General features: G+C 63.1%; 25 protein-coding genes. 11 read left to right on the top strand and 14 right to left on the bottom strand.

The features are described 5' to 3' along the window. Positions 1–6: 6 nt before the first annotated feature. The 6 genes from HS961_RS19565 to HS961_RS19540 all read left to right on the top strand — a co-directional run bounded on the left by HS961_RS19565 (position 7) and on the right by HS961_RS19540 (position 5,515). Entirely contained in the window at positions 7–675 is a 669-nt protein-coding gene (locus HS961_RS19565; protein ID WP_182324866.1) for a CMD domain protein, read from the top strand. Then, positions 672–1,283 carry an alkylhydroperoxidase domain protein gene (locus HS961_RS19560; protein ID WP_182324864.1) on the top strand — a complete coding sequence of 204 codons (612 nt, stop codon included), beginning with the start codon at positions 672–674 and terminating at the stop codon, positions 1,281–1,283. Before HS961_RS19565 ends, HS961_RS19560 begins: the two co-directional genes overlap by 4 nt. A gap of 271 nt (positions 1,284–1,554) precedes the next feature. After that, entirely contained in the window at positions 1,555–2,643 is a 1,089-nt protein-coding gene (locus tag HS961_RS19555) for an acyl-CoA dehydrogenase family protein (protein WP_238347666.1), read from the top strand. Next, the gene (locus HS961_RS19550; protein WP_182324862.1) at positions 2,640–3,446 is read left to right on the top strand and encodes an ABC transporter ATP-binding protein; all 807 of its coding nucleotides are present in this window, start codon (positions 2,640–2,642) and stop codon (positions 3,444–3,446) included. The genes HS961_RS19555 and HS961_RS19550 overlap by 4 nt, the downstream gene beginning before the upstream one ends. Positions 3,447–3,488: 42 nt before the next feature. Further along, a complete protein-coding gene (locus tag HS961_RS19545) occupies positions 3,489–4,709 on the top strand; it encodes an ABC transporter substrate-binding protein (RefSeq protein ID WP_238347665.1) in 1,221 nt (406 codons plus the stop codon). Continuing rightward, the gene (locus HS961_RS19540; protein WP_238347664.1) at positions 4,706–5,515 is read left to right on the top strand and encodes an ABC transporter permease; all 810 of its coding nucleotides are present in this window, start codon (positions 4,706–4,708) and stop codon (positions 5,513–5,515) included. The genes HS961_RS19545 and HS961_RS19540 overlap by 4 nt, the downstream gene beginning before the upstream one ends. Before the next feature lie 8 nt (positions 5,516–5,523). On the opposite strand, the gene HS961_RS23745 is transcribed toward HS961_RS19540, so the two are convergent. Both HS961_RS23745 and HS961_RS19530 read right to left on the bottom strand, forming a co-directional pair. Further along, entirely contained in the window at positions 5,524–7,686 is a 2,163-nt protein-coding gene (locus tag HS961_RS23745; protein WP_182324858.1) for a sensor histidine kinase, read from the bottom strand. 91 nt (positions 7,687–7,777) lie between these two features. Further along, positions 7,778–8,614 (bottom strand): response regulator, encoded by an 837-nt coding sequence (locus tag HS961_RS19530; RefSeq protein WP_182324856.1) that lies wholly within the window; start codon positions 8,612–8,614, stop codon positions 7,778–7,780. A 336-nt stretch (positions 8,615–8,950) separates the two neighbouring features. On the opposite strand from HS961_RS19530, the gene HS961_RS23740 reads away from it, so the two are divergent. Continuing rightward, positions 8,951–9,082 carry a hypothetical protein gene (locus HS961_RS23740; protein WP_272956277.1) on the top strand — a complete coding sequence of 44 codons (132 nt, stop codon included), beginning with the start codon at positions 8,951–8,953 and terminating at the stop codon, positions 9,080–9,082. 5 nt (positions 9,083–9,087) lie between these two features. Beyond that, a complete protein-coding gene (locus HS961_RS19525) occupies positions 9,088–10,719 on the top strand; it encodes a THxN family PEP-CTERM protein (RefSeq protein ID WP_327012005.1) in 1,632 nt (543 codons plus the stop codon). Positions 10,720–10,751: 32 nt separating this feature from the next. On the opposite strand, the gene HS961_RS19520 is transcribed toward HS961_RS19525, so the two are convergent. From HS961_RS19520 to HS961_RS19505, 4 genes are all read right to left on the bottom strand, one after another. Beyond that, complete coding sequence (locus HS961_RS19520; protein WP_182324849.1) at positions 10,752–11,954, bottom strand: low temperature requirement protein A; 1,203 nt, start codon at positions 11,952–11,954, stop codon at positions 10,752–10,754. Positions 11,955–11,981: 27 nt separating this feature from the next. Beyond that, a complete protein-coding gene (locus HS961_RS19515; RefSeq protein ID WP_182324848.1) occupies positions 11,982–12,251 on the bottom strand; it encodes a hypothetical protein in 270 nt (89 codons plus the stop codon). 73 nt (positions 12,252–12,324) lie between these two features. Beyond that, on the bottom strand, positions 12,325–13,101 hold the full coding sequence (locus HS961_RS19510; RefSeq protein WP_182324846.1) for an SDR family oxidoreductase: 777 nt from the start codon (positions 13,099–13,101) through the stop codon (positions 12,325–12,327). Positions 13,102–13,273: 172 nt separating this feature from the next. Then, positions 13,274–14,209: a LysR family transcriptional regulator gene (locus HS961_RS19505; protein WP_182324844.1), complete on the bottom strand. Its 936-nt coding sequence runs from the start codon at positions 14,207–14,209 to the stop codon at positions 13,274–13,276. 66 nt (positions 14,210–14,275) lie between these two features. Between HS961_RS19505 and HS961_RS19500 the strand changes: the two genes are divergently transcribed. Beyond that, the gene (locus HS961_RS19500; protein WP_182324842.1) at positions 14,276–14,878 is read left to right on the top strand and encodes a LysE family translocator; all 603 of its coding nucleotides are present in this window, start codon (positions 14,276–14,278) and stop codon (positions 14,876–14,878) included. Positions 14,879–14,912: 34 nt separating this feature from the next. Here HS961_RS19500 and HS961_RS19495 read toward each other — a convergent pair whose 3' ends face one another. Then, complete coding sequence (locus HS961_RS19495; protein ID WP_182324840.1) at positions 14,913–16,349, bottom strand: IPTL-CTERM sorting domain-containing protein; 1,437 nt, start codon at positions 16,347–16,349, stop codon at positions 14,913–14,915. 337 nt (positions 16,350–16,686) lie between these two features. Next, positions 16,687–17,037 carry an FHA domain-containing protein gene (locus HS961_RS19490; protein ID WP_182324838.1) on the bottom strand — a complete coding sequence of 117 codons (351 nt, stop codon included), beginning with the start codon at positions 17,035–17,037 and terminating at the stop codon, positions 16,687–16,689. Between the two features lie 431 nt (positions 17,038–17,468). Here HS961_RS19490 and HS961_RS19485 point away from each other — a divergent pair, with 431 nt between their 5' ends. Next, entirely contained in the window at positions 17,469–17,642 is a 174-nt protein-coding gene (locus HS961_RS19485; protein WP_166656424.1) for a hypothetical protein, read from the top strand. Between the two features lie 181 nt (positions 17,643–17,823). Here the strand turns inward: HS961_RS19485 and HS961_RS19480 are convergent, their stop codons facing one another. From HS961_RS19480 to HS961_RS19455, 6 genes are all read right to left on the bottom strand, one after another. Next, a complete protein-coding gene (locus HS961_RS19480; RefSeq protein WP_182324836.1) occupies positions 17,824–18,624 on the bottom strand; it encodes a substrate-binding domain-containing protein in 801 nt (266 codons plus the stop codon). A 52-nt stretch (positions 18,625–18,676) separates the two neighbouring features. Continuing rightward, positions 18,677–19,546: an anti-sigma factor family protein gene (locus HS961_RS19475; protein WP_182324834.1), complete on the bottom strand. Its 870-nt coding sequence runs from the start codon at positions 19,544–19,546 to the stop codon at positions 18,677–18,679. A 2-nt stretch (positions 19,547–19,548) separates the two neighbouring features. Continuing rightward, positions 19,549–20,079: an RNA polymerase sigma factor gene (locus HS961_RS19470; RefSeq protein WP_182324832.1), complete on the bottom strand. Its 531-nt coding sequence runs from the start codon at positions 20,077–20,079 to the stop codon at positions 19,549–19,551. Between the two features lie 51 nt (positions 20,080–20,130). Continuing rightward, on the bottom strand, positions 20,131–20,505 hold the full coding sequence (locus tag HS961_RS19465; RefSeq protein ID WP_182324830.1) for a hypothetical protein: 375 nt from the start codon (positions 20,503–20,505) through the stop codon (positions 20,131–20,133). Positions 20,506–20,668: 163 nt separating this feature from the next. After that, a complete protein-coding gene (locus HS961_RS19460) occupies positions 20,669–22,081 on the bottom strand; it encodes a fibronectin type III domain-containing protein (RefSeq protein WP_182324828.1) in 1,413 nt (470 codons plus the stop codon). A gap of 218 nt (positions 22,082–22,299) precedes the next feature. After that, the gene (locus HS961_RS19455) at positions 22,300–24,168 is read right to left on the bottom strand and encodes a choice-of-anchor J domain-containing protein (RefSeq protein ID WP_182324826.1); all 1,869 of its coding nucleotides are present in this window, start codon (positions 24,166–24,168) and stop codon (positions 22,300–22,302) included. A 251-nt stretch (positions 24,169–24,419) separates the two neighbouring features. Here HS961_RS19455 and HS961_RS19450 point away from each other — a divergent pair, with 251 nt between their 5' ends. Further along, complete coding sequence (locus HS961_RS19450; protein WP_182324824.1) at positions 24,420–24,617, top strand: hypothetical protein; 198 nt, start codon at positions 24,420–24,422, stop codon at positions 24,615–24,617. Positions 24,618–24,758: the final 141 nt, after the last annotated feature.

The raw sequence follows: 24,758 nt of genomic DNA, 5'->3' as shown, positions 1-24,758 counted from the left end.
ACCGCTATGACTTCTGCATGGAACCCATCGCCTGGCGATGACGTGATTGACCAGCTCGCCGGCATAGCGCCGGGCAGCCATTTGGACGCCGTGCGCCGCCACCGCCTGCAGGCACGCGCGCAGGCCCAGCAAAGCTTTCTGGCGCTGTTGGCGCCCCGCGCGCCGCTCAGCAGCCATTGGCCGCTGAACGAGCGCCTAGCCGTTGCCGCCTTTGTGGCCGGCCTGCACCAGCAGCCGCAGGTGCAGCGCTTTTACCGCGATGCACTGGCCACCCAGGCCAGCCTGGCGCTGGGCAAAGCGATTGATGCCGAAGTGGCGCAAGGCCTGGCCAGCGGGCCGTATGGCCAGTACCCGCGAGGCCTTTTGAGCGCCGAAAACCAGGCCGGCCCCGTCTACGCCGTTGGCGCGCAGAGCCGCGCCGTGCTGGGTGAGCGCCTGTCCGCCGGCCTGGCGCATGCGCATCTGCTGGCCTTCCACCCCCGCGATGCCCAGGCCACGCATCTACAAGGCTTGCTGGATGCCGGCTGGAGCGAGACAGACATTGTGGTGCTGTCGCAGCTGGTGTCCTTTCTGGCCTTTCAGATCCGCGTGGTGGCAGGCCTGCGCTTGTTGCAAGCCCATCCCGCTCCATCCACCGCTGCCCAACAACCCACCGCTGAAGAGAGCGCTGCATGAGCAACCACACCCTGAACTACCCAGCCAGCACGGCACCCTCGGTCTTTACCCAAGCCCAGCTGGATTGGCTGCCCTGGATTGACCCCTTGCCGGAGGCGGAGCTGACTCCGAGGCACTTTGAAGGCCTGGTCGATGCCTCGCGTGCCAAGTCACCGTACTTTCGGCTGCTGGCCCGCGACCCCGACACCCTGGGCGCGCGCACCCGCACCGACAAGGACATCTTCTACAACCCCGATGGTGGCCTGCCCCGCGCCGAGCGCGAGCTGGCCGCTGCGGCCACCTCCCGGCTCAACGGCTGCATTTACTGCGCCTCGGTGCACGCACGCTTTGCCTCGCATTTCTCGCGCCGCGAAGAGGATGTGCAAAAGCTGCTCGATGACGGCGTGCAGGCTGATTTGGGGCAGCGCTGGAATGCCATTGTTGCCGCCTCGGTCGCGTTGACCGAGACCCCTCTGGCGCTGGATGCCAGCCATATCGACGGCCTGCGCCAGGCCGGGCTGGATGACTATGCGATTGCCGATGCACTGCAAGGCGCGGCCTTCTTCAACTGGGCCAACCGCCTGATGCTGAGCCTGGGTGAGCCTGCGGTGGAGGCTGCGCAAGCCTAAGCCAGGGTGCGAGGGGATGGTGGGGGTGGCAAGAATCGCGCCGTGGCCCTGGCGCCTGCTGCAGCGAGACTGCATGCGCTCGGTCAAATAAGCCTATAAGGCAGTTGCGTTAGACTGCAGCATCCTCGCGCGGGGCCTGCCCGCGCTCCCACCATGACTTTTTGCCGGTCCGGCAACTGACCATGCGACTGATGCTCTCCACACCTGCGCCCCGGTGGCCAGGCAGCGGCAGCCAAGGCGTTCATGTCAAAGGGGCCGCCGGCCTTGCACCATGCGCACCACCCCGTCCCCCATGCTGACCGAGAGCGCCCGCAGCGATATCGCGCAGCGCGCCTTTGTGCTCGATACCCAGGCCGAGCTGGCCAGCACCGTGCTGCCGATGCTGGCCCACCATGACCTGCTGCGCACGGGCCTGCCGGTCGCGCAAGGCGGCCATGGCGGTGATGTGCGCGATGCGATTGCTGCGATCACCGAGGTGGCCGGCCTGTCGCTGACGACGGCATTTGTCTTTTGGAGTCAGCGCGCCTTTATCCACTACCTGCAGGCCAGCGGCAATGATGCCGCCCGTGAGCGTTGGTGGGATGCCTTGCTGCGCGGCGATATCGCAGGCGCGGTGGGCCTCTCCAATGTGATCAAGTTTCTGTCGCGCATCGAGGCTTTGCAGGTGCAGGCCAAGCCGGCGGCGCAGGGCTGGTGCCTGGATGGCGTGTTGCCTTGGGTGTCGAACGTGCGAAGCCAGGGTTTTGTCGTGGCCGCTGCGGTGCAGCCCGAAGGCGGCGGCCTGCCGATGGTGATGGCGCTGGAGAGTGGGTTGCCGGGCCTGGTGCGCTCGCCCGATCTGGACCTGCTGGGCATGCGTGCCAGCAATACCGCTGCGCTGCAGCTGAACCAGGTGGCGGTGCCCGCCCAGGCGCTGCTGGCACAGGCCGGGCCACCGTATTTGAAGGCGGCGCGCCCAGGGTTTTTGGGCATGCAGTGTGCGTTGTCCATCGGCCTGGCCCGTGCCGCGTTGCAGGCTGCTGCCCAGGATGGCGGCGCACGTGGCCCTTTGCACACCCGCGTGACCGAGGCACAGAAGACGCTGGGCCAAGTGGAGGCCGAGCTGTTGGAGGGCGTGCTGGGTGACCGCTGGGTCGCCGATGTCAGCCCCTTGTTTGCATTGCGCATGCGCCTGGCAGGCCTTGTGCAAGAGGCCTTGCAGCTGGAGCTGCAGGCGACGGGAGGCCGCGCCTACCTGCAAGACCAGCAGCCCGATTTTGGCCGCCGCTGGCGCGAGTCGGCCTTTATCCCCATCGTCACCCCCAGCCTGACCCAGCTTGAAGGCGAGCTGGCCCAGCATGCGCCGCAGGTGGTGGCATGACGGCAAGCCTTGCACCCCGCCAAGCCTTGCAGGGACGGGGCCTGCGCTATGGCTACCGCGCTGGGCAGCCGGTGTTTGCCGGCATCGATATAGATATCGACAGCCAGGAGATTGTGGCGCTGTTGGGCGGTAGCGGCTGTGGCAAATCGACCTTGCTGCGCACCCTGGCAGGCTTGCAGCCACCCGATGCGGGCTCAGTGCAGTTTCTGGATGCACCCCTGCGCGCGCCGCACCCGCGTGCGGCCGTGGTGTTCCAGCAGGCCAGCCTGCTGCCCTGGTTGAATGTGCAGGACAACGTGGCCTTTGGCCTGGACTTCAAGCACCAGCCCCAGGCCACGCAGCAGGCGATTGCGCAGCGCGTGCAGGCCAGCATGGATGCGGTGGGTTTGAAGGGCAAGGAGCGGCTGTTTCCGGCGCAGCTCTCGGGCGGCATGGCGCAGCGTGCGGCGCTGGCCCGGGCGCTGGCGCGTGAGCCGCGCCTGCTGCTGGCCGATGAGCCTTTCTCGGCGTTGGATGTGCTGACCCGCAGCGATATGCAGGCGCTGCTGGTCGAGGTGGTGCACCGCTGGCACACGGCCGCGCTGCTGGTTACCCACGATATTGACGAGGCCCTGCTGGTGGCGGACCGGGTGCTGCTGATGGGCAGCACGCCCGATGTGCAGGCCGGTGCGGGCCGCATTGTGCAGAGCTGGCACATCGACATTCCCCACCCCCGGCGCATCGACGATGAGCGCATTGCCGCGATGCGGCTGGAGATTTTGCATGCGCTCCAGGCCTTGCGCAGCCCCGCCCGAGCCGTTTGACACCACCCCCAGCCAACGATGACAGACCAGGAGAGAGAACCCATGACTTACCAACATATCTGCACCTCCAGCCACTGCGACTGCGGCATCAGCCGCCGTGATTGGCTGCGCATTGCCGCCATCAGCGGTGTGGCGGCCACGCCCTTGCTGCGCGCGGGCGACGCGCTGGCGCAAAAGTTCAAGGGCGACGATGTGCCCGTGCGCATTGGCTACCTGGCGATCACCGATGCGACCCCCTTCTTTGTGGCGCACAGCCGCAAGCTGTTTGAGGCTGAAGGCCTGCAGGCCGAGAAGCCACGCCTGTTCCGCAGCTGGGCGCAGCTCATCGAGGCCTTTATTGCCGGCCAGGTGAATGTGGTGCATCTGCTGTCGCCGACGACCTTGTCGGTGCGCTATGGCTCCAAGTTTGGTGCCAAGGTCGTGGCCTGGAACCATATGAGCGGCTCGGCCATCACCGTGGCCCCCAACATCAACAGCGTGGCCGATCTGGCTGGTACCACGTTCGCGATTCCGTTCTGGTATTCGATCCACAACATCCTCATCCAGCAGGTGCTGCGCAAGAACGGGCTCACGCCGGTCAGTAAGCCCAAGGGCACGGCGCTGGGCGCCAAGGAGGTGAACCTGGTGATCGTGCCGCCGGCCGAGATGGTGGCTGCGCTGGCTTCCAAATCGGTGTCAGGCTTTATCGTGGCCGACCCGTTCAATGCGATGGCCGAGACCCTGGGCGTGGGCAAGGTGGCGCGCTTCCTGGGCGATATCTGGAAGGACCATGCCTGCTGCCTGGTGACCCTGTCCGAGCGCGACATTGCTGAGCGCCCTGAGTGGGCCCAGCGCGTGACCACGGCCCTCGTCAAGGCGCAGCTGTGGACGCGCGACCACATGGGCGAGACGGCCGAGTTGATGTCCAAGGACGGCGCCAACAAGTACACGCCGCACCCGCTGCCGGTATTGCAGAAGGTGTTTGACCTGAAGGATTTTGAGCAGTACCGCGCCAAGGGCGTGCTGCAGCACCCCGAGTGGAACCAGCGCCGCATCGACTTCCAGCCCTATCCCTTCCCCAGCTACACGCAGGAGCTGGTCAAGGCCATGCAGGGCACGATGATGGAAGGCAATGTGGACTTTATCCGCGAGCTGGACCCGGCCTTTGCCGCCAAGGATTTGGTGGATGACCGCTTTGTGAAACAGGCGCTGAGCCAAGTGGGCGGCCTCAAGGCCTTTGGCCATGCGGATGACTTCAGCCGCAAGGAAGTGATCGCCGCATGATGCTGGGGGCGCATGACAGCACCCGGGATGCCGGCAGGGCACAGCGCTGGGCCGCGCGCCTGGCCTGGCCGCTGCTGGGCATCGTGATCAGCCTGGGGCTGTGGGCACTTGCTGCCCGGTATATCTCCGATGTAGAGGTGATCCGCGCGGCCTTTGCGCCGCAGGCGGGCTTGAAGGCCCTCGTGCATTTGCTGGGCAGTGGCGAGCTGTGGCCGCACATCAGCACCAGCCTGCAGCGCATTGCGATTGCGCTGCTGCTGGCGATGGCCATCGGTGTGCCGCTGGGGCTGTGCCTGGGCCTGTCGCCGCTGTTTGCGCGCATCAGCGGGCCGACGTTTCAGTTCTTGCGCATGGTCTCGCCGCTGTCCTGGATGCCGTTGGCGGTGATGGCGCTGGGCGTGGGTGAGGCGCCGGTGGTCTTTCTGCTGAGCTTTGCCACCGTCTGGCCCATCATGCTGAACACCGCCGCTGGCGTGGCCGCGCTGGACCCGGCCTGGATGCGGCTGGCGCAGAGCCTCTCGGCCACGCGTTGGGAGACCATTGCCCGTGTGGTCCTACCTGGCTGCATCAGCCATATCCTCACCGGCTTTCGGCTGGCGGTGGGCATTGGCTGGATCGTGCTGGTGCCCGCCGAGATGCTGGGCGTCTCCAGCGGCATGGGTTACTTTGTGCTGGACACGCGCGACCGCCTGGCCTACGACGAGCTGATGGCCGGCATCGTGGTGATCGGCGGCCTGGGCTTTGCGCTTGACTGGCTGGCCCGCACCATCAGCAGCCGCTGGACACAGCGCGGCAAGCAGGGCTGAGCGTCTGCTTAGCCGGCGCCGCGCTTGTTGCGCAGTGCCAGCTGGTGAATGCCGGCAAAGTCAAACTGCTCCAGCCGGTCCAGCAGCTCGGCGGTAAAGAGCGCATGGACCGTGTGATCGGTGTGGCGGTTGATCCAGCCTTCGATATCGGTCAGGCGGCCCTGCAAGGCCAGCTCGGCGAGCTCGTCGAGTGCCGCATCGCCAGGGGTGGCCATGGCAACCACCGGTGCTGCAGCTATGCGGCTTGGCGGCCCTGGCAATGTATTGGCCTCTGGGCTGCCTGCGCCACTGCGTTCGATGATCGGCACCGACAGTTCAAACGAGAAGGTCGTGCCCTGGCCGGCGGCGCTGCTCACTTCCAGGCTCCCGCCCATCGCCATCAGAATGCGCTGCGAGATGAACAGGCCCAGGCCGGTGCTGCCGCCCTCGGTCTGAATTTGCTGGAAGGCATCAAAGATATCGGGCTTCTGGGCCAGGTCGATGCCAATGCCGGTGTCGCTGACGGCAATATGGAGCACACAAAATTCGCCATCCTCGCGGGCATTGACCGACAGGGTCACGACACCATCGCGGGTGAACTTGGCGGCATTGGAGATCAGGTTCAGCAGCACCTGCTGCAGGCGCTTGCCATCCATGGCGATGCGCCGGGGCAGGGCGCCGCTGACATGGCAGTGGAAATGGTTGTTTTGCTGCGAGCACAGCGAGACGGCGTAGTCCGAGATGTCAGCCAGCAGCGCCTGCAGATCGATGGGGGCGGGGCGCACGGCCAGCGGTTGCAGCTCGGACTTGGCGTACTCCAGCAGCTCGTCGATCAGGTCGAGCTGGTATTTGACGCTGCGCTGGATGGTCTTGACCAGGCCCTGTTGTTTCTCCGGGGCCTCTGTCAGCAGCAGCTCGGAATAGCCCTTGATGGTGGCCAGTGGCGCGCGCAGGTCATGGCCGATGTAGCCCAGCACTTCCACCTTCTGGCGTTCCTTGGTCTGGGCATCGCTCAGCGCTGTGCTCAGGTCGGCATTGAGTGCCGAGGTGACCATGGCGGCGTATTTCTCGTCCTGGCGGCGCACCACCATCTGGCCCAGGATATGGCAGGACAGCAGGATCAGCACGGTGCCGACGGAGGCCACCAGGATTGCTGTCCACAGGTGCTGCTCACGGATGGCGGCCAGGGGCTCCAGCGAGGCCAGGGTCAGCAGCTGGTACTGCCGGTTGTTCAGCGGCTGGCGCTTCATCACATAGGGCTTGCCATCGATCAGCCATTGGCCATCAATGCCATAGGCGGCCAGCGGCTGGATGTCCATCGCATCGCCCAGCGCCTCACCATCCTCATCATCCGAAGGGTGCAGCACGCCGGCGGGCAGCATGCCGGCCACATTGCGCAGCATGAAGGGTTCGGACGAGCTGGTCGTCACGCGGCCTTGCTGGTTGACGATCAGCGCTGTATGCCGGCCGGTCAGGTAGTGCGCCATATCGGGCGCATCGAACTTGACGGTGACGGAGCCCTGCACGACATCCTGGGCATCGTCGATGCGGCTGGCCACAAAGTAGGACGGCGTCTTGTTGATACGCGCAATGCCGAAGGAATGGCCGCTGCCGTCGCGCAAGGCATGGTTCAGGTAGATGCGGCCTGAGTAGATCATGCCGACGATGCTGTCGGGTGCGGCCCAGTTGCTGGCCGTGATGGTGTCGTCCGACAGGTTGTTCTGGTAGATGCGGGCATAGCGCAGATCGGCACCCAGCGCGTCCATGAAATCACCCACCTTGCGCACCAGCGGATCAGCAGTGAACTGGGCTGCGCGCTGCTGGCGGGTCAGCGCGTCCAGACCGGGCGGGTCCTCGCGGTAACGTTTGGCGAGCTCGATCACCTGGCTCTGGCTGGCCACCATATTGGCGACGCTGACCATCTGGGTGAACAGCCGGTCCACCACGCGTGCGGTGGTCTCAGCCTCGTAGGCGGCGCTGGAGGCCTGGCTCTGGGTCCACTGGCTGGCGATGCGTTGCGACAGCCACCAGCCCAGGCCGGCCACCAAACAGAGCCAGAAGAGCACGAGCACCAAGGTGGCTCGGCGCACCAGGGGCAACATCTCCCGGCCGCGTTTCATCGCGGCGGCGGGCTTGCCGGTGGCGCCATGGTCCGCATCAGCGAACGGTGAAGACGGGGCAGGTAGGTCCATGGTCTAGAAGCAGAGCGGAGTCGGTTGGCTGGTGCAGGTCTCTGGCAGGTCACATGCGGCGCATGGGTGCAGATGTGAGTAGGGTCATCAATCAACGGAACTTGGAGGCGACCAGGTTTTGCAGCACCTCGGGATCCGCCTGGCATTCGCTGCGCAGCTGGGTGGGCGATTTTTGCCAGAACTTCTTGAACTCGGTGGAGAAGTTGGCCGAGTTCAGGTAGCCCACTTCCAGGGCCACATCGGCAATGCTCAAGGTACTTTGGGCCAGCATCAATGCCGCGCGGCGCATGCGCTCCTGGCGGATGAACTCAAAGGCCGACAAGCCATCGCTGGTCTCGAACACCATGTTCAGGCGCCGCATGGACAGGCCCAGGCTGGCGGCGACGTCCGAGCTTTTCAGCTCGGGGTCCTGGATATGGCCCAGGATGTATTCGGTGGCCACCTGCTTGAGCGTGAGGTTGGCGGGTGACTGGCTCGGTGGCGCGACGGCTCGGTCGGGCTGTGCCAGTGGCCCATCCTGGGTTGGCCGCAGGTTCTGCTGGGCCAGTATCAGGTGGATGCGCACCCGCTCCTGGATCTCTTCGACAAAAAAGGGCTTGGTGATGTAGTCCACACCGCCCGCGCGCAGGCCGGAGAGCCGGTCGTCCTGCTCGACCATGGCGGAGAGAAAAATGATCGGGATGTGCTGGGTGGCGGGATTGGTCTTGAGCAGGCGCGCAATCGTGATGCCGTTGCGCCCGGGCATGCGCATATCCAGCAGGATCAGATCGGGCAGCAGCACCGCCGCCCTGGCATAGCCCTGGTCGCCATTGAGGGCCACGCTGACCCGGTATGAGGTATTGCGCAATGCAGCGACCAGCAGACGAAGCTGGTCGGGATCATCGTCCACGATCAATACATGGGGCGATGGAATGTCGGCATTGCTCATAGTTTTTGCAGGACCTTGATACACCTTTAACGGTTGTGAATTGTCACACGTAGGAACAATCAGGCGGTTCGTTTGTTTTAAACCAATGTTAACTGGGAGGCACTTTGCTTCCAACTTTACCGAGCCCTCAAGCGCCTTGTGGGCCGATAAGGCGTGCTTTTGGAAGCGAATATCAGCTTTTTTAAAAATGTCTTTGGTACTGCTTGAATTTCAAAAGATTTATTAAAAAACCAAATAACAAATTTTGTTACGTGTGTACAAATCCTCCATGAGATTTCTGCGCTGCGGGCCGGGGCTTGTGGCGAGTCGATGCATCGCAACTGGAGGTTTTGACCTATGGCACATGTTTCTGTAGTGAATGGAGCAGGCAGCGGCCGCAAGGCACAGCAAGGTCGCAAGGCGTCCGGAATCCTGAATCTGCTGCCGGCCGGGCTGCTGGCCTTTTTGGGTTTGCGCCGCCGCGCCTGAGCCTGATGCACAACCCACCGTCTTCGGTGCAAGACAGGCTGCTGCCTGCGCATCCGTACATACCTGGCATGCAGCGCGTGCCCACCCGGAAGAAACCTATGCAGAGCTTTCGCCAATGTCTCGCTGCCCTCGGATTGTTGGGGGCCATGGCGGCTGGGACCGTAGCGGCAGCGCCGGTGGAATGGGACTATGTAGTCAGTGCGCAATTTGTCACTGCCTCTGGTAACACCACCTTCAATGGCGCCGGTCCTGGTACTTCGAACGGATGCGAACTGGTCAGCGTGACCGATATCACCTGGGGTGCCTGTCCGAGTGGGCCTGCGGGGGTGGGGCGCAGCGGCATCGGTATCTCCGACAGCCCCAAAACGGGCACCTTGGTGACCAACGGCGCGGCGCAGCCCGCTAATACCTACACGCATGCCAACAATGTGGTGGCTTCGTCCTATGCCACGCTGGCGAGTGCCACGATTGCCACAACCTTGGGGATCCGGCGCAAGGACAGTGGCGATCCCTATAGCTACGAAACCTTTACCTACACCATCCGCTTTTCCGAAACACCGAACACCGTGGACACCACGCCCTGCGTGGTTCCGAGCGAGACGCCTTGTAGCGATATCTGGGTGTTGGACGGGTCCGTCAACCGCACGATCGTCTTTGGTGGCGACGAATTTGTATTCAGTTTCTTCCCGGCACCGGCTGCCAATCCCTTGCCGGATGCCTACTGCGCGGCCGCCAATGCAGAAAGCGGCTGCATTGGCTTTACGACGGTGGAGGGCGAGGCCAACGCGATTCCCTTCCTGCTGAACCTGACGCAGACGGCGACGGTTGCGGGCCGCGCCTATGTAGAGGGTAGCGCTCCCGCAAATACCCAGGATGATGGACAAGCGGTGGATGTCGGCTCGGCGCTTGATGTCGCCCTGACCTGCACCGAGCCCAGCTACAGCGCCGGCCCGGTGGCAACGGCGGCAGATGGCAGCTTTAGTTTTGAGGGGGTTCCCGTGGGCGCCAGCTGCACGATCAGCGCAACGCCCCCAGCAGGATTGCAGGCGGCTTATACCCAGCAAGGCCTGACCGGCAGCGCCGCCGACCCTGGCAGTCTGGACACCAGCGTAGCGGGCAGCACTGCCGCGCAGGCGATTGCGATCGATGTGCCTTCGGGCGGATCCAGCGGCAATCTCTTTGCCTGGCGTGCCGTTAGCGACATGCAGAGCAGCACCGTATGCACGCCAGGCACCGCAGCGGCGGGAGCCCTGGTGGCATGCACGACCACCTGTACCAATGTTGGCAGCAGTAGCGCGCTGAATGCGTTCTGCAGCATCAGCAATGCGGTCAGCCTGCCGGGCAGCCCCAGCCCGGTTTGCACGGGCCCGGCCGCTGTGCCAAGCCAGGGCGTTCTCAGCTGCACGGTCAGCTTCAACCTGCCGGCCAGTGGCAGCGTCACGGTGCTGGGCGCCACGGGGGCGGACAACGACAGCAATGGCGGCAGCGATGGGGCCTTGGGCAACAACCCATCGAGCGCGGAGGTGACCACGCAGGCAACGGCCCCTGCGCCTGTGCCCACGCTGGGTATCGGAGCCTTGTTGCTGCTGGCTGCGCTGCTGGGTGGGCTGGCTTGGGATGAGCGCCGCCGGGTGTGAACAGGCCTGTAGGCGATGCCGCCCTGGGCAGGTCAGTGCTGCATGGGGTACGGCGGAGGTGGCAGCCGGGACGACTTGGGCGCATAGGTATCCCAAAACGCTACGCCCAGGATGAGCGCCGTCGTCAGCCAACCCAGCACCAGCAGGCTGCACAAGCTGCTGAGGGGAACCAGGGCCAGCAGCAGCAAGGCACCAATCCAGTGTGAGGCGGGCAGCGCGCCATACACCACCTTTTTGTAGATGGCGCTGCCCAGCAGGTAGATGGCAGGGCCGGCCAGCAGAATCGCGATCTGCGGCGCTGTGGCCAGTGAATGCGGATGGGCGAGAACCAGGTCGTTGCCCACGGCAGAGGCGATGACGCCGGCGATCAGGATCGCATGCACATAGTGAAAATAGGCGGCGATCTTGCCTGGGTCCTCGGCGTGGCTGATGGCGGCGGTTGCATCCTTGCTGGAGGTGCCAAAGTACAGCCACCACATGGCCAAGGTGCCGATAAAGGTGGCAGCCAAGGCCAGTAGCACATCCCAGGCCCAGACGGGCGTGTCGGCCAAGCTGGCGCCGCTGGCCAGCAAGGTCTCGCCCAGCGCCACGATGACAAACAGCTGACAGCGCTCGGCCATATGGCCGCCCTCGATGGTCCAGTCCTGCGTCTTGCTGCTGCCCAAGCCGGGTAGCGCAAAGCCGAACATCGGCGCCACATACTCGCAGAGCACTGCCAGCAGCCACAGCAGCAGGCGCAGCTCTGGCGCGGCCAGTGCCCCCGCGATCCAGAAGACCGCAGAGATGCAGACCCAGCCGAGCATGCGCAGGTAGTTCTGGCCCAGCGCATGGCCGGCCGGCAGCTGGCACCAGACAAAGGCCGTGCGCCCCACCTGCATGGCGACATAGGCCAGTGCAAAGACGAGCCCGCGCTCGCCAAAGGCCTCGGGAATGCTGGAGGCCATCAGCAAGGCCAGCAGCATGCTGCAAAACAGCATGCTTCGGATGCGCGTGGTTTCGGGGTCGAACCAGTTGGTGACCCAGCAGGTGTACTGCCAGCCCAGCCAGACGGCAAACCAGAGCACCAAGGTCTGTGCCACGCCGCCGAACGACAAGTGGTGCAGCAGCTCATGGCTCAGCTGGGTGACGGCGAACACATAGACCAGGTCAAAGAACAGCTCTTCATAGGTCACACGGGCGTGGTGACCGTCGCGCTGGCGCAGCAAGGGGTGGGAGAAGGCGGGGATGATAGGCATGGCAGTCCTCGGGTTGGCGGCAGAAGTTCAGGCCTGCGAGAGGATGCGGGTGAGGAAGGTGGCCAGCAGTACCGGCACCATCAGCACGATGAGCAGGATCAGTGCTTCATCGCGCACGCTGTAGCCGGCATGGGTGACGCCCACCCACATATTGGTGCAGGCGATCAGCAGCCATACCGGCATGAACAGCTTGGCCGCTACCACCATGCCGGTAGCGCTGGCCGCCCACAGCCAGCCAAACAGCACAAACACCCCGAGCAGCACCAGGCCGCCAGCGGTCACCAGCAATACATGCATATCAAAACTTTCAAGTGTTGGGAGAACGTCGCTCCCGCAGCGCCATGCTGCAGGAGCTGGCCCATGGAGGGCCTTACTTGGTGGTGTAGCCGCCGTTGATCAGGATCGTCTGGCCGGTGATCCACCAGCCATCGGTGACCAGGTGGCGGATAAAGGGAACGACGTCCTCAATATCGGTCAAACCGGTCTTGCTGAAGCCGGACAGCGCGGCGGCGGTCTTGTGGTAGGCCACGGCATCGGCGCCTTCTGCGGGGTAGAAGAAGTTGGTGTCCATCGGGCCGGGGCCCACGGCGGTGACGGAGATGCCGCGTGCGCCGAACTCCTTGGCTGCTGCGCGCGTGTAGTGCTCCACCGGGGCCTTGGTGCCGGCGTAGGACGAGTAGAACGGGGTGAATGCGCCCAGCAGCGAGGTGACCAGGGTGACGACCTTGCCGTTGTCGTTGAGCTGCAGGCCCGCTTCCTTCAAAAAGAAGAAGGCCGCCTTGCTGTTGGCATTGGACATCTCGTCAAACTCTGCTTCGGAGATATCGGCCATCGGCTTTTTGAGCACCTTGCCGACGGTGTTGATGGCGATGTCGGGGCGGCCCAACGCTGCCACGGTGTCGGCAAACAATTTTTGCACCGCGCCTGCGCTGCTCAGGTTGCCTTGCAAGGCGATGGCCTTGGCGCCCAGCTGCTCTACCGCGGCCACCGTGGCCAGGGCTTCATCACGGCTGGCGGCGCTGTTGTAGTGGATGGCGACGGCTTTGGCGCCATGGCTTGCCAGGTCACGGGCGATCAGGCCGCCGAGGTTTTTTCCTCCGCCTGCAATCAGGACAACCTTGTCTTTGACGGTGTGTGCTTTGCGCATGCTTTATCTCCAGAAGTGATGTGGATAGGTGGGTATCACCCTGGAGATTTTTATTGCCTTATTCAATCAAGCGAATTTGCAAAAACGACAAAGCTTTTGCTAAGGGGTCTGGCGGCCCTTGTTTTTTTGAATGGGAATGAATCGTTGACAGAGCCACAGCAAGGGGCGGCGTTTATGGGCTAGTGAGGGCCATGGCCCGCAGCCAGGCCAGCAGATCAGCCTGCACGCTGCCCGCTTGCAGCGGTCCGGGCGACAGCAGGCAGTATTGCGAGCCATCATCCACAAAGCCCAGCGGTGCCACCAGCAGGCCGTTGGCGATGTCGTCCTGCACCAGATGCCAGGGGCCGATGGCGACGCCCAGGCCGGCAACAGCGGCTTGCAGGCTGAAGTAGAAATGCTCAAAGCTTTGCCCGCTGGCGGGCGGCAAGGGTTGGCCGCTGGCCTCGGCCCAGTCCTGCCATGCGCCGGGCCTCGTGCGGGTGTGCAGTGCTGGTGCCTTGGCATGGAGTGCCGCGCCGCGCTTGCTGTGCCGGAACCAGGCGGATTGTTGGTCCGGGCGGCAGACCGGGCCGATGCGTTCTGCGAACAGCGGCTCCACATGGCTGCCTGCGGGCCAGGCAAAGTCGTCGCGCCGAATGGCCAGATCAATGCCGCTGGCAAAGGAGAAGGGCCCGCCGCCGGCGACCAGGTGCAGTTCCAGCCCTGGATGGCGGGCTTGGAAGCCCGGCCAGCGCGGGATCAGCCAGCGCATCAGCAAGGTGGGCTCGCAGGACAGCACCCAGCGCCGCTGCTGGCGCGCGCGGGCGCGCAGATCGGCAACGCCCTGGCGCATGAGATCCAAGCCTTGCCTGACGGCCTGCGCCAGGCTGCGGCCCTCGGGGGTCAGAAACACCCGCCGGCTGCGCCGCTCGAACAGCGCCAGGCCCAGGTCGTCTTCCAGCAGGCGCACCGCGCGGCTGACGGCCCCATGAGTCAGGTGCAACTCATCGGCGGCGCGGCTGAAGTTCTCCAGCCGGGCGGCCGCCTCAAAGCAGCGCAGTGCCAGCAGCGAAGGCAGGCGGTTGTCGGTAGATGGTGAGCCATACTCACCATGGTTGTCAGAAATCATCGTTTTTCAAGGCGCTCCATAGCAGGCACCATGTAGGCTGTTTTTGGATGTTGCACAGGATACGCCATGACCGAATTGTTAGCTGTTATCACCATCACCCTGCTTGCGGTCATCAGCCCCGGCCCTGATTTTGCGATGGTGACGCGCAACAGCCTGCTGCTGTCGCGCCGCGCTGGCGTGCTGACCGCCTTGGGCATTGGCCTCGGAGTGCTGGTGCATGTGGCCTACACCTTGCTGGGGCTGGGGCTGCTGATCCAGCAGTCGCTGTGGCTCTTCAATGCGATCAAGCTCGCCGGTGCCGCATACCTGGTCTACCTCGGCCTGAAGATGCTGCGCGCCCAGCCAGCAGGCGATGCGCCCGAGGCTGCAGCAGCGCCCTTGTCCGATGGGGCGGCGCTGCGCACCGGTTTTTTGACCAATGCGCTGAACCCCAAGACCACCGTCTTTATGGTCAGCCTGTTCTTGCAGGTGGTGCAGCCACAGACGCCATTGGCCGTGCAGCTCGGCTATGGCGCCTTTATCTCGCTGGCGCATATCGCCTGGTTCAGCCTGGTGGCCTTGTGCTTTTCAGCCGGCGCGGTGCGCGGCCGGCTGCTGGCGGCACGGCACTGGATTGACCGCGCCTTTGGCGGTTTGCTGCTGGGCTTTGGCGTGCTGCTGGCGCTGTAGCGTGGCTCGCGTTGAGCGCCCCGCGTCCCTGCCATCAACGTGCTTGGAGCTGGCGGCGCTGGCGCAGTCCCAACCCGCCCAGCAGCAGTGCCAGCAACGAGAGACTGTATGCCCCCAGTGTCGGTACCGGTGTGGGCGTTGTCGCCACGGCATTGGGCTGTGGTGCTGATATGCGCACGGTGGCCGTCGCGCATACCGCCTGGTTAGGCGCTGCCAGGCAGATGTTGTACTGGTAGCTCACCGGCGTGGTCAGCCCAGCGGCAGGCGGCACATAGGTGCAAACGCCCGCATCGCAGCTGACGCTGCCAGCAGCGGGTGGCGTGACGAGGGTGACCGTGTCCGGGTCCACCACGCCACCGCTGCTGCTGTCATTGCTGCTGACGGGCGTCGCAGCGCTGGAGGTATTGGTGGTCAAGCTCACCACATCGTCCACCGCCGTGATCGTCGCAGGCGCGAGCGAGAGATCCGCAGCGTTGTTGGTGCTGATGGGGTCCGGGGGGCTGCCTGCTTCAGGCAATGCGGAGACCGTGTGCGTGCTGGCAGCCGTGACGCCAGGGCCGGTCCAGCGCACGGTGTAGACGGCGGTGTCGCCAGAATTCAAAGCTTGGACCACCGCGCTGATGGGACCGCTGCCTGTGGCTGTGGTGCAGGGTGTGCCGGACGGCTGCAAGGTACAGGACCAGTTGGCGGTGGCGCCGTTGGCTACCGTGGGCAAGGGATCGGATACGACGGCTCGGGTGGCATCGGGCCCGTTGTTGTAGACGTTGAAGCTGTAGCTGTAGCTGTAGTCGTTCTGGGCACCATTGGGCGTGGCAGACACGGTGCTGGCGCTCACGATGATTTCCGCCAAGGTTTGGCGGCTCATCGTGAACAAGGTGTCATCCCAGGATGCGCGCCCATCGGAGTTGGCCGGCGTGCGGTACAGGTAGAAGCGCAGGGCGTAAGGGGTGCCGGGTTGCAGGGCGACACCAGGGCCTGGGCCGTCGGGCGCGCGGACCATTTGAAAATCTGTGCCGGCCACTGTGCTGACATCGTCAATTTGCTGCAGCAGCCCACCGACGGGATTGCCGCCAGCATCCACGACGTAGGCGGCATAGCCAAAGGCTCGGGGGTGCGCGTTGGCGTTCAGGTTCCAGCGTTTTGCCGTAAATATGCCGTTGACATAGAACAGCGCAGCCGATGCAGTTGCATCCGCATACTGCATGGTTCCGGTGCTGAAAGGGAACTCGATGTACTGCTGGGCGATCATGGCCGCAGAGGCGCTGCTCGCTGTCAGTCCGGATATGACTTGAAAGTCTGGATAGGTGGGGTCAGGGTTGGCGCTTAAATCCGTGCCAAAGCGCTGTGCACCAGTATTGGACAGGAACGTGCTGTCATGGGTGGGGCCAGAAACGGGAGTGGCTCCGACACTGCCTTCAGACGATCCTGGATACCAATCCTGGGTAAGCGTGCCCGGCGGGCGATTGCTCATCCAGCCTGCCACCCAGCCGTTGATGCCCTCTGAGGAACTCGGGGCAAACACATACTGCTGCGCAAGACTGGGACCTGCTGCACTTGCCAATAACAAGGCGCTGATGCCCTTCCGATAGTGACCCCGTGCCTGTTCCAAAATCGACTTCATGGATAAACCCATTCGTGCCGCAGATGCGTGCCTTGAAGCTGCGCACAGCTTGCTGTGGCTAATCGTTAATAAAAACCACAAATGTGGCTAATCGTAATTATTATTATCAGGATTTAGAAAACGGAGCAACTTCAACGGCGCTTCTTTGCGAGCAGTCGCAGAAATAAAACGACTGCCACCTGCTGATTTACTTTGGCGTTTGAGGCGCCGATGTAGCTGACCTGAAGTCTGCCCCGGAGGCTGCTGAGCCCTTTTGGATGTAGATCTCGACCGGCCCGACCTTGACCCTGTCCCCCGTGTACAGCACCTGGCGCTTGACCTTGGTACCGTTGACAAAGATGCCATTGGTGCTGTCGTGGTCCTCGACCACCAATACCCCTATGTAGTAGCTGAAGGCGCCATGGTCTCTGCTGACCCCTTGGCTATCCAGGCACAAGCTGCAGCCCAGCCCACGGCCAAACAAGGTCTGGCCTTTGCCCAGTTTCAGCGGTCTGGGAGACGGGGAATGGGGCGACCGAATCTGAATAAGCGCTGGCATGCAGAACCTCCAATCACGCAAGGAAAACCGCAGGGAAAAAGCCCGGCTTCGTTCTTGAAAAGATGGATTCTGTATGAAATTATTGAAATTGATTGTCAGCAATTCCTAACCTGGGATGGTCTCAAGGCGGCGCCTGAGGGATCGCCAACCAATGCTTGGATGTCCCCGTGGTTTGGCGATGCCGCGCGCTGAAAGAAGGCGTTTTGGACACGTGTTGACAGGCGTTTCCAGACGGTGGCTGTCTGAAGGCCGATGGAGGCCGCTGCAAATTCTTGTCCCAGCGGCGGTGCGGAGCTGTGGTCCAGTTTGCAATTAATTACAAGCATGACAAGGCATGGCTGTATCCCCTTCTTGACTTTGCGCAAGCAAGGCTTACATTCTTAAATCATTGACTGAATCGATTAACAAGTCTTATGTGAAAGGAGTTGCGTATGCAAAACCAGCCATCATTTCCGATGCTGACCATGCCGACTCGTCCGCTGGTGGCCCATCGCGGCGAGAAAGCGAAGCGCTATGTGCCTTCGGTCTCCACCGATATCAGCAAGACTTTTGAGAAGTACCGCCGGCTGGCTGCTATGCAGCATGCCAAGCCGCTGGGCGATTGATTCGGTTTCATGCCGCGCGCATGCGGCTCACTCCCAGTCCCACAGACCTCTTGCATGCGCTGCCCGCAAGGGAAGCGGCTTTATTACAGCTGAGCGCCCAGGTGTGATCGCCAGCCGCTAGTCTCGCTGGCGATCATGCCAGGCGTTGTAGAGAGGGCTTAGGCGGCCCAGTCAGCAGGCCTTATTTGGCAGTGCCAGCAGCCGGTGTCTGCCAGCCCCATTTGGCAAAGATGGCCTGGCCGGCGGGCGACTGCAGGTACTGCACAAAGGCCTGGGCCTGCGCATTTTTCTCACCCTGGTGGCTGAGCACAATGCCGGTGTCGCGGTAGATGCGGAAGGGCTCATCCATCTCGACCAACTGCGCCAGATTGGGGTTGGCGACCTGCCAGATATTCCAGATCAGCCAGACATCGATATCGGGCTGGGCGATCCAGCGCTGGCGCGCTTCTGCGCTGTTGCCGGCTTCGGGCAGCAGGAGGTTGCGGCGAAAGGCGCGCAGCACCTGGATGTCGCCGGTGCGCCCGGCCACGTCCTCCCACAAACCATTCTGGCCCGCACCGGCTACCGCCAGCACCTTGATGCCAGGTGCGAGTACATCGCGAAAGCCTTGGATGTTTTTGGGGTTGCCCGGCCGCACCAGGATGGCTACGGGGCGCAGGTACATGGGCTCGGCCTTCTGAAGATCGAAGACGCCGGGCATGGCCTTGGCAAAGTCGCTCATCATGTTCTCGGCGCCGCTGAATACCACATGTGCATCGGCCTTGGCCTTGTCCAGCCACTGGCCGGTGGGCCCGGCCGTGACGTTGACGCTGACATGCTGGGCCTCGCCAAAGGCTTTGGCGGCCTCCTTCATCGCCGGTGCCGGGCCGCCCGGGCCGTAGACGTTGATGGTATCGGCCGCATGGGCGCTGCCCAGTGCCGCAACACAGAGGCAGGTCAGCAGAGAGGCGAGGTGGAGGCGGAGTGGCTGGGGCTTTGGCATGGTGTGTAGGGCTTCCAATAGATGACAAGGGGGCCGCGATGCGGCGGCAGATTCAGTCTTGCTGCAGATGCTGGTAGACGGCCTGCGAGACGCGCATCAGCTCCGCCCGGTCCGCACCTGCCGAGATGGCATAACCCAGATGGTTCTCGACCCAATAAAACACGTTGACGGGCCCGTCCTGGCCGAACTTGAACTGCACATCGTTCTGGGTGTTCACCTCGCGGGTGACATACAAGGTCAGGCGCAGACCAGCTTCGGTCTCGTACATGAACTGCGCCACCGGCCCGCTGTCACCGGGCAGCAGGCGGCCGCCAATCAGCCGGTAGCCGAGGGCATTGAGAGGAGGAGGGCGCACAGGGGTGCCCATGCGCTTGGTCAGCCAGGTGACCAGGGCCTGCTCTTGCTCGGCGCCAATTTCGACCGGGCGCCGCACATCGGGGCTGTAGACCACATGGGCAATGGCGGCGCGCTGGGCAAAGCCGCTCAGGGCGCTGCCGCTGGCGGGCAGCAGCTGGGGATGGGCGGATAGAGGGGTGTGGGCTGCGGGCTGGCCGGCCATCGCGAGCTGGATGGCCTTGGCATCGACCGCGCCACGGATCGACCAGGCGGCACCCGCGCTGACCACGGCAACCAGCAAGCCGGCAGCCAGGCTGCGCCAGGGCAGGCTGCTGTGCGTGGGGCGCAGGGGCAGGCCCATTGGCAAGGGCTCATCCATCACCGGTGCCAGCATCTCGCGCAGGCGCGCATTTTGCTGCTGCCAATCCTGCACACGGGCGCGCTCTTCCGGGTGGTCTTGCAGGTATTGCTCCACCTGGAGGTGGCGTGCGCTAGGCAATTGCCGGTCCACATAGGCATGCAGATCAGCTTCGGTCACCGGCGGTGTCGGACTGGCGTCCAAGGTTTTGAGAGGGGGCTGGTCCATGGTCACTTCACCCGTTGGATTCTTTGCGCTGCGCTGCTGACTTTGTCCTGCGTCTGGCCAGCCATTTCATCGCGCAGCCGGGCGCGTGCCCGCGAGAGCCGCGACATCACGGTGCCCAGCGGCACGCCGGTGATCTGTGCCACTTCCTGGTAGCTCAGCTCTTCGACGCTGACCAACAGCAGCACCTCGCGCTGCTCGGGCGGCAGACGCTGCAGCAGGCGGTCGAGGTCACGCACTTCCAGCGCATCGGTCTGCTGGGCGCGCTGGGGCAGCTCGGGCAGGTCATCGCCCGCGCTGTCCTCTGGCCGGCTGCGCTGGGCGCGGATGCGGTCGATGAAATGGTTGTGCATGATGCCGAACATCCAGGCCCGCAGCTCATTGCGCTTTTGCCACAGGGAAAAGCGCGACCAGGCGCGCTCCAGGGTGTCCTGCACCAGGTCATCGGCCCGGTCGGGGTCGGAGACCAGCCCACGCGCATAGCGCCGCAGGCTGGGGATGCAGGCCACAATCTCCGCTTCGTCCTGTGCGCGCATAGGGGCTGCAGCCTGGGTCAGTGGGTGGGGGTGGTGTCAGCAGGCCGGCGCTTACTTGATGACGTGCCAGACGTCCTTGAAGTTGTCGCCCATGGCGTCGCCGGCCTTCTTGTCCGCAGTATAGGTATAGAGCGGCTTGCCCTTGTAGGCCCATTGCTTGCTGCCGTCGTCACGGGTGACGACCGAGTAGTCGCCTTCGGGCTTGGCATCGGCAGGTGCCACGACGGCTGGCCACAGCGCGATGCAGGGGCCATTGCACATGCTCTTGTTGCTGCCGGCCACATCCTTGTCAAAGGTGTAGAGCGTCATGCCGCTGGCATTCACCAGCATGCCATTGGCCATTTTGGCCGCAGGTTCGGCCTGGGCCAATGGGGCCAGCAGGGCGGCCAAGGACAGGGCGACGAGGGAGGCGTAAGGTTTTTTCATGGCGACCATCTTTCAGAGTTGGGTGGAGGAACACCTCTGTAGACGGATGGCATGCCGGGATTATTCCCAGCATGCTGAAAAATTTTGAGGGTGCGCGGGTTGCGCTGGCCTGGAGCGCTGGGGCGATGCCCAGTCTCCAGACCGGAGGGAGCGCTCAGCGAGACTAGGCCTTGAACCGGCCACGGCCCCGCGTCATGCCCAGCAGTGCCAGCAAGGCCGACAGCGCCAGCAGGCCCCAGGTGCCCAAGCTAGGAACCGGCGTTGGCGTTGCTGCCACGGGGGCTGCCGTGATGGTGATGCTGAAGCTCTGCGTTGCGGTATGGACAGCCGCGGCCTTATTAAAGGACTGCTGCACCTCTACGCTGTCCATGACGGTGATGCTGAACGCTTCCGTCTGCGCCGTTGTAGGCGTTCCGCTGATCACGCCGGTGTTGGCGTTGAGGCTGAGGCCTGCCGGCAGGTTACCGCTCAGCGCGAAGCTGTAAGGTGGCAGGCCGCCACTCACCAGGATCGGCGTGTTGTAGTTCTGGCCGATAGCACCCTGGGCCAGAACAATGGTGGGGCCTGCGCCCGCAAAGAGCAAATCAGCGCTGGGGGTGACGGCAATGCTGGCAGCCGATGGGGCGCTGCCGCCGCCCAGATTCTTGGCCACCACCGTGAAGGTGTAGGGGGTGCCGTTGGTCAGACCGGTGATCAGGCAGCTCGTCGACACGGATGTGCAGCTTCCCTGAGGCAGACCCGTCACGACATATTCCGTGATGGCCGAACCATTGTCCGCAGGTACGGACCAGCTCAGCTCTACCTCTGCATTGCCTGCAACGGCCGAGGTGATGGATGGTGCATCAGGAACTGGCGCTGCTGCAACCAGCGTATTGTTTGACGTGCCGACGATGCTGGGTGTGGCGGTATCCGTAGCCACGATAGTTTGTGTACCGGTTGCCAAGAAGGTTGCCGAGAAGGTGCCTTGGCCGTTCAACAATGCCGCACTGGCGGGCAGCGCTGCAGCCGCATCTGAGCTGGAAAATTGCACTGTACCCGTGTAGCTCGGTACATGGTAGCCCTGGGCATCGACGGCGGTCACGCTGAAGTCGAGCGCCGTGCCTTGGGTGGCGGTGGCAGGTGTTTTGACGGCCAGGCGGCTGGCGGCACCCACGATTTGGTAGTGAATGGCACCGTTCCAGACCCGAGGTTGGTACACCGCTCCGGTGCCGGCTGTGAAGGGGTATTCCATGCCACCTCCCTCAAAGAACGACAGCACGCTGTCTGACGCAAAAAGCGCTCCCACGTTGCTGCCATTGCTGTAGTTCAAGCTGACATTGGTTAATGTGGACGTGATGTAGAACGCATATGTCTCATTGGCAAGCAGGCTCAAGGGGGTGTCCAGGGCTACCGGTACCCCTGTACCTGACACATTTGCCGATACCGGTCCTGTTTGCAGCAAGGTCCAGTCACCAGGCGAATTGGCATGGCCTACCCAGGTGCCGACGCGGTAGTAGATTTCATAGTTCGTATTGCCCATCGGCGACATATCGAACTGCGTAATGGCGATGGCCTGGTTGGCCATGACATCGAACATGTTGCCTCGATGGTTATTGCCCGCGCTATACGTGGTCGTCAGTGTGGCTGCATGGGCAAAGGCAGTACACAAAAGCGCGATGACCAAAAGCGATGCGCGCCGCAACATGTGAAGTGATGTGTGCATGGGAGGTTCCGGATAAAAATGGTCAGAGGGGGTCGAAGTGGTAAAGCGATGGCTGCCAAAAAAAGCCACCCTGTTGGGGTGGCTTGCTGCGCTTATGCACCAGGGCGTCTGCGGACTACAGTGAGTCCGACAAGTGCCAGCACGGCGGACAAGCTGAGTGCCGCCCATGCAGACAGCGTAGGCACCGCCGTTGGTACCGCTGCCGCGACGGATTGGATAAAGGCTTCGCTCTGGGCGGCTGGGTAGTTGGCATCGCCGCTGTAGCTGGCAACGAGGCTATGTGTCCCCGCCGTGGCAGGCGGTGTGGCCGTGATGGTGGCTACGCCATTCACGAGTGCCGCGCTCCCCAGCGATGTGGCGCCGTCCAGGATCTCGACCGTTCCCGTGGGCACCGGTGCAGCCTTTGCTTGCAGCGCAGCACTCTTGTTGGGATCGAAGGCCACCGACACCGTGAATGTCACGGCCTGACCGGGCTGCGAGGGGTTCTGGCTGGAGCTGATGCTGATGCCCGATCCGCCTTGGCCGATGGAGACCATCTGTTGCACCTGGGTGGCATCGCTGTAGTTGGCATTGCCCAGCTGGTTCGCGTTGATGCTGCAGTTGCCGGCGGCATTGAAGGAGACCAAAGTGCCGCTGATGCTGCAGACCGAGAGGCTACCGCTGTCGACTGAGAAGCTAACCGGATTGCCGGAGGCTCCACCATCGGCGGAAACGGTATAGCTGCCGCCTACCTTGGCATTGGCGGGGATGAAGGAGCTGAAGGCGATGGTCTGCGCTGCCTTGCCAATCGTGACGCTCTGCGATTGGGACGGCGCAGCTGTGTAGTTCACATCGCCGGCTTGCTGTGCGACGAGTGAGCAGATTCCGCCACCGTTGATGGAAACATCGCTGCCCACCACTGTGCACACCGCTGGGGTGCTGCTGCCATAGCTCACGGCCAAACCCGAGCTAGCCGAGGCCAGCGGGTTGATCGCGAAGGAGGCACCAGGTACGAACGGCTGGCTGGCAGGGCTTTGCGATGGGAAGCTGATGGATTGCGATCCCTGTTCCACAGTGATGGAATAGGGCTGGGAGCCCGAACAGCCGCTCGCATCGTTCACTGTGACCGTGAAATTGGCAGCTGCCACGGATGTCGGGGTGCCGGAAATGGTGCCGCTGCTCGACAGTGTCAAACCTGGTGGCAGTGCCCCCGAGGTCACGGCAAAGTTTGGCGCGCCCAGCGCGCCACTCTGGCTGAGTGTGGTGCTGTAGCTTTGACCCACGCTGCCTCCAGCAAGGGCGCCCGCAGGCGTAGGCATGACAGGAGGGCAGGCATAGGGCGTATAGCTCACAGTGTCGATGCCGATGTAATCTGAGTTCGTTCCGGACAAGCCGCCATTGGTGACGAAGTAACGGAAGGCCATGCGCGAGGAGGTAGGGGCTGGCAGCCCTGAAACAGTGACGGTGTACTGCGTCCAGGTGGTGGGATATACACCCAAGACCAGGGTCGGGTTGATGCTGGTCAGTAGCGTCGTGAAATCACCCACGGTACTGCCACTGCCGACATTTGTGCTGGCCCCATTCGTGCTGAGGCGCACTTCGAGGCGATCGGCATAATTGTCCGGTGATGCCTTTCTTGTGTAAAAGGTCAGCACATCGCCATTGCGCACAGTTCGATTGGGTGTAATCAGCCAGTTGCTGATCGTGCCGACATTGCCAGTGTTGTTGAAGTTGGCTGCGATATACGCATTGGTAGCACCGCTTTGTGCGTCAAATGGACCACTTGCAGAGACGGGATTGCCTTGAAACCAGCCGGTGGACCCGACCCCCTGGCTGGCATTGCTCGTTACCCATCCGCTACCGGCCAGGGTACTGATGTCGTTAAAAGCTTCTGTAAATGCCTGTGCATGTGCGCTGTGGTGCACTCCTACAGAGGCCAATGCTGCAAACGCTCCCGCACATAAAAAATGGTTCATGGCCATGCTGTACACCTTCACAAGCTTTTTACATATGTTGACATTTAAATGTGCTGCGTGAGCAGGCCGGTGTCAATCCCTGAAAGTGGTGATAGTGCTCACCCTAGTGCCTCCGATGGCGACATAGAAAATACTGTATATTTATACAGTTTCGTCCATAAACGGGCTAAGGCTTGCGGAAGAAATAGCGGATGTCTTCATCCAGCAGCTGCCCACGGCGCGCTGCGTTGACTGCCCACAAGAAGAGAGGAGTTCGCATGATTGAAGTGGCCCATGACAACCTGAGCGATGTCGGGGAAGGGGGAGAGGGTGCTGCCGCGCTGCCGCAGTTGGCGGCGGCGTCGGTGTTTCGGCAGCTGGCGCACAAGCATGGCTTGCTGGGGCCGGGCGAAGAGGCCAGCCCGCAGATGCAGGCGTTTCTGGCAGAGCTGGCGGTGCTGACGGCGCTTTTCTGAAACAGGGCGCTGGGCCCGGCATGCGCGCCCAAGTGCTTTCTCAGTGCAAAGCGCGCTGCGTGTTGGGCAACGCCGCCCTAGGCCAAACCCGGATTTCTCGCAAATTGCATTACACGCATAATGTATTTCAGGAGACCCGTT

The organism is Comamonas piscis, assembly GCF_014109725.1.
Taxonomy (GTDB): Bacteria; Pseudomonadota; Gammaproteobacteria; order Burkholderiales; family Burkholderiaceae_C; genus Comamonas; species Comamonas piscis.
The sequence above is the reverse complement of the archived record's forward strand: the minus strand, read 5'-3'. Positions and strand labels throughout refer to the sequence as shown.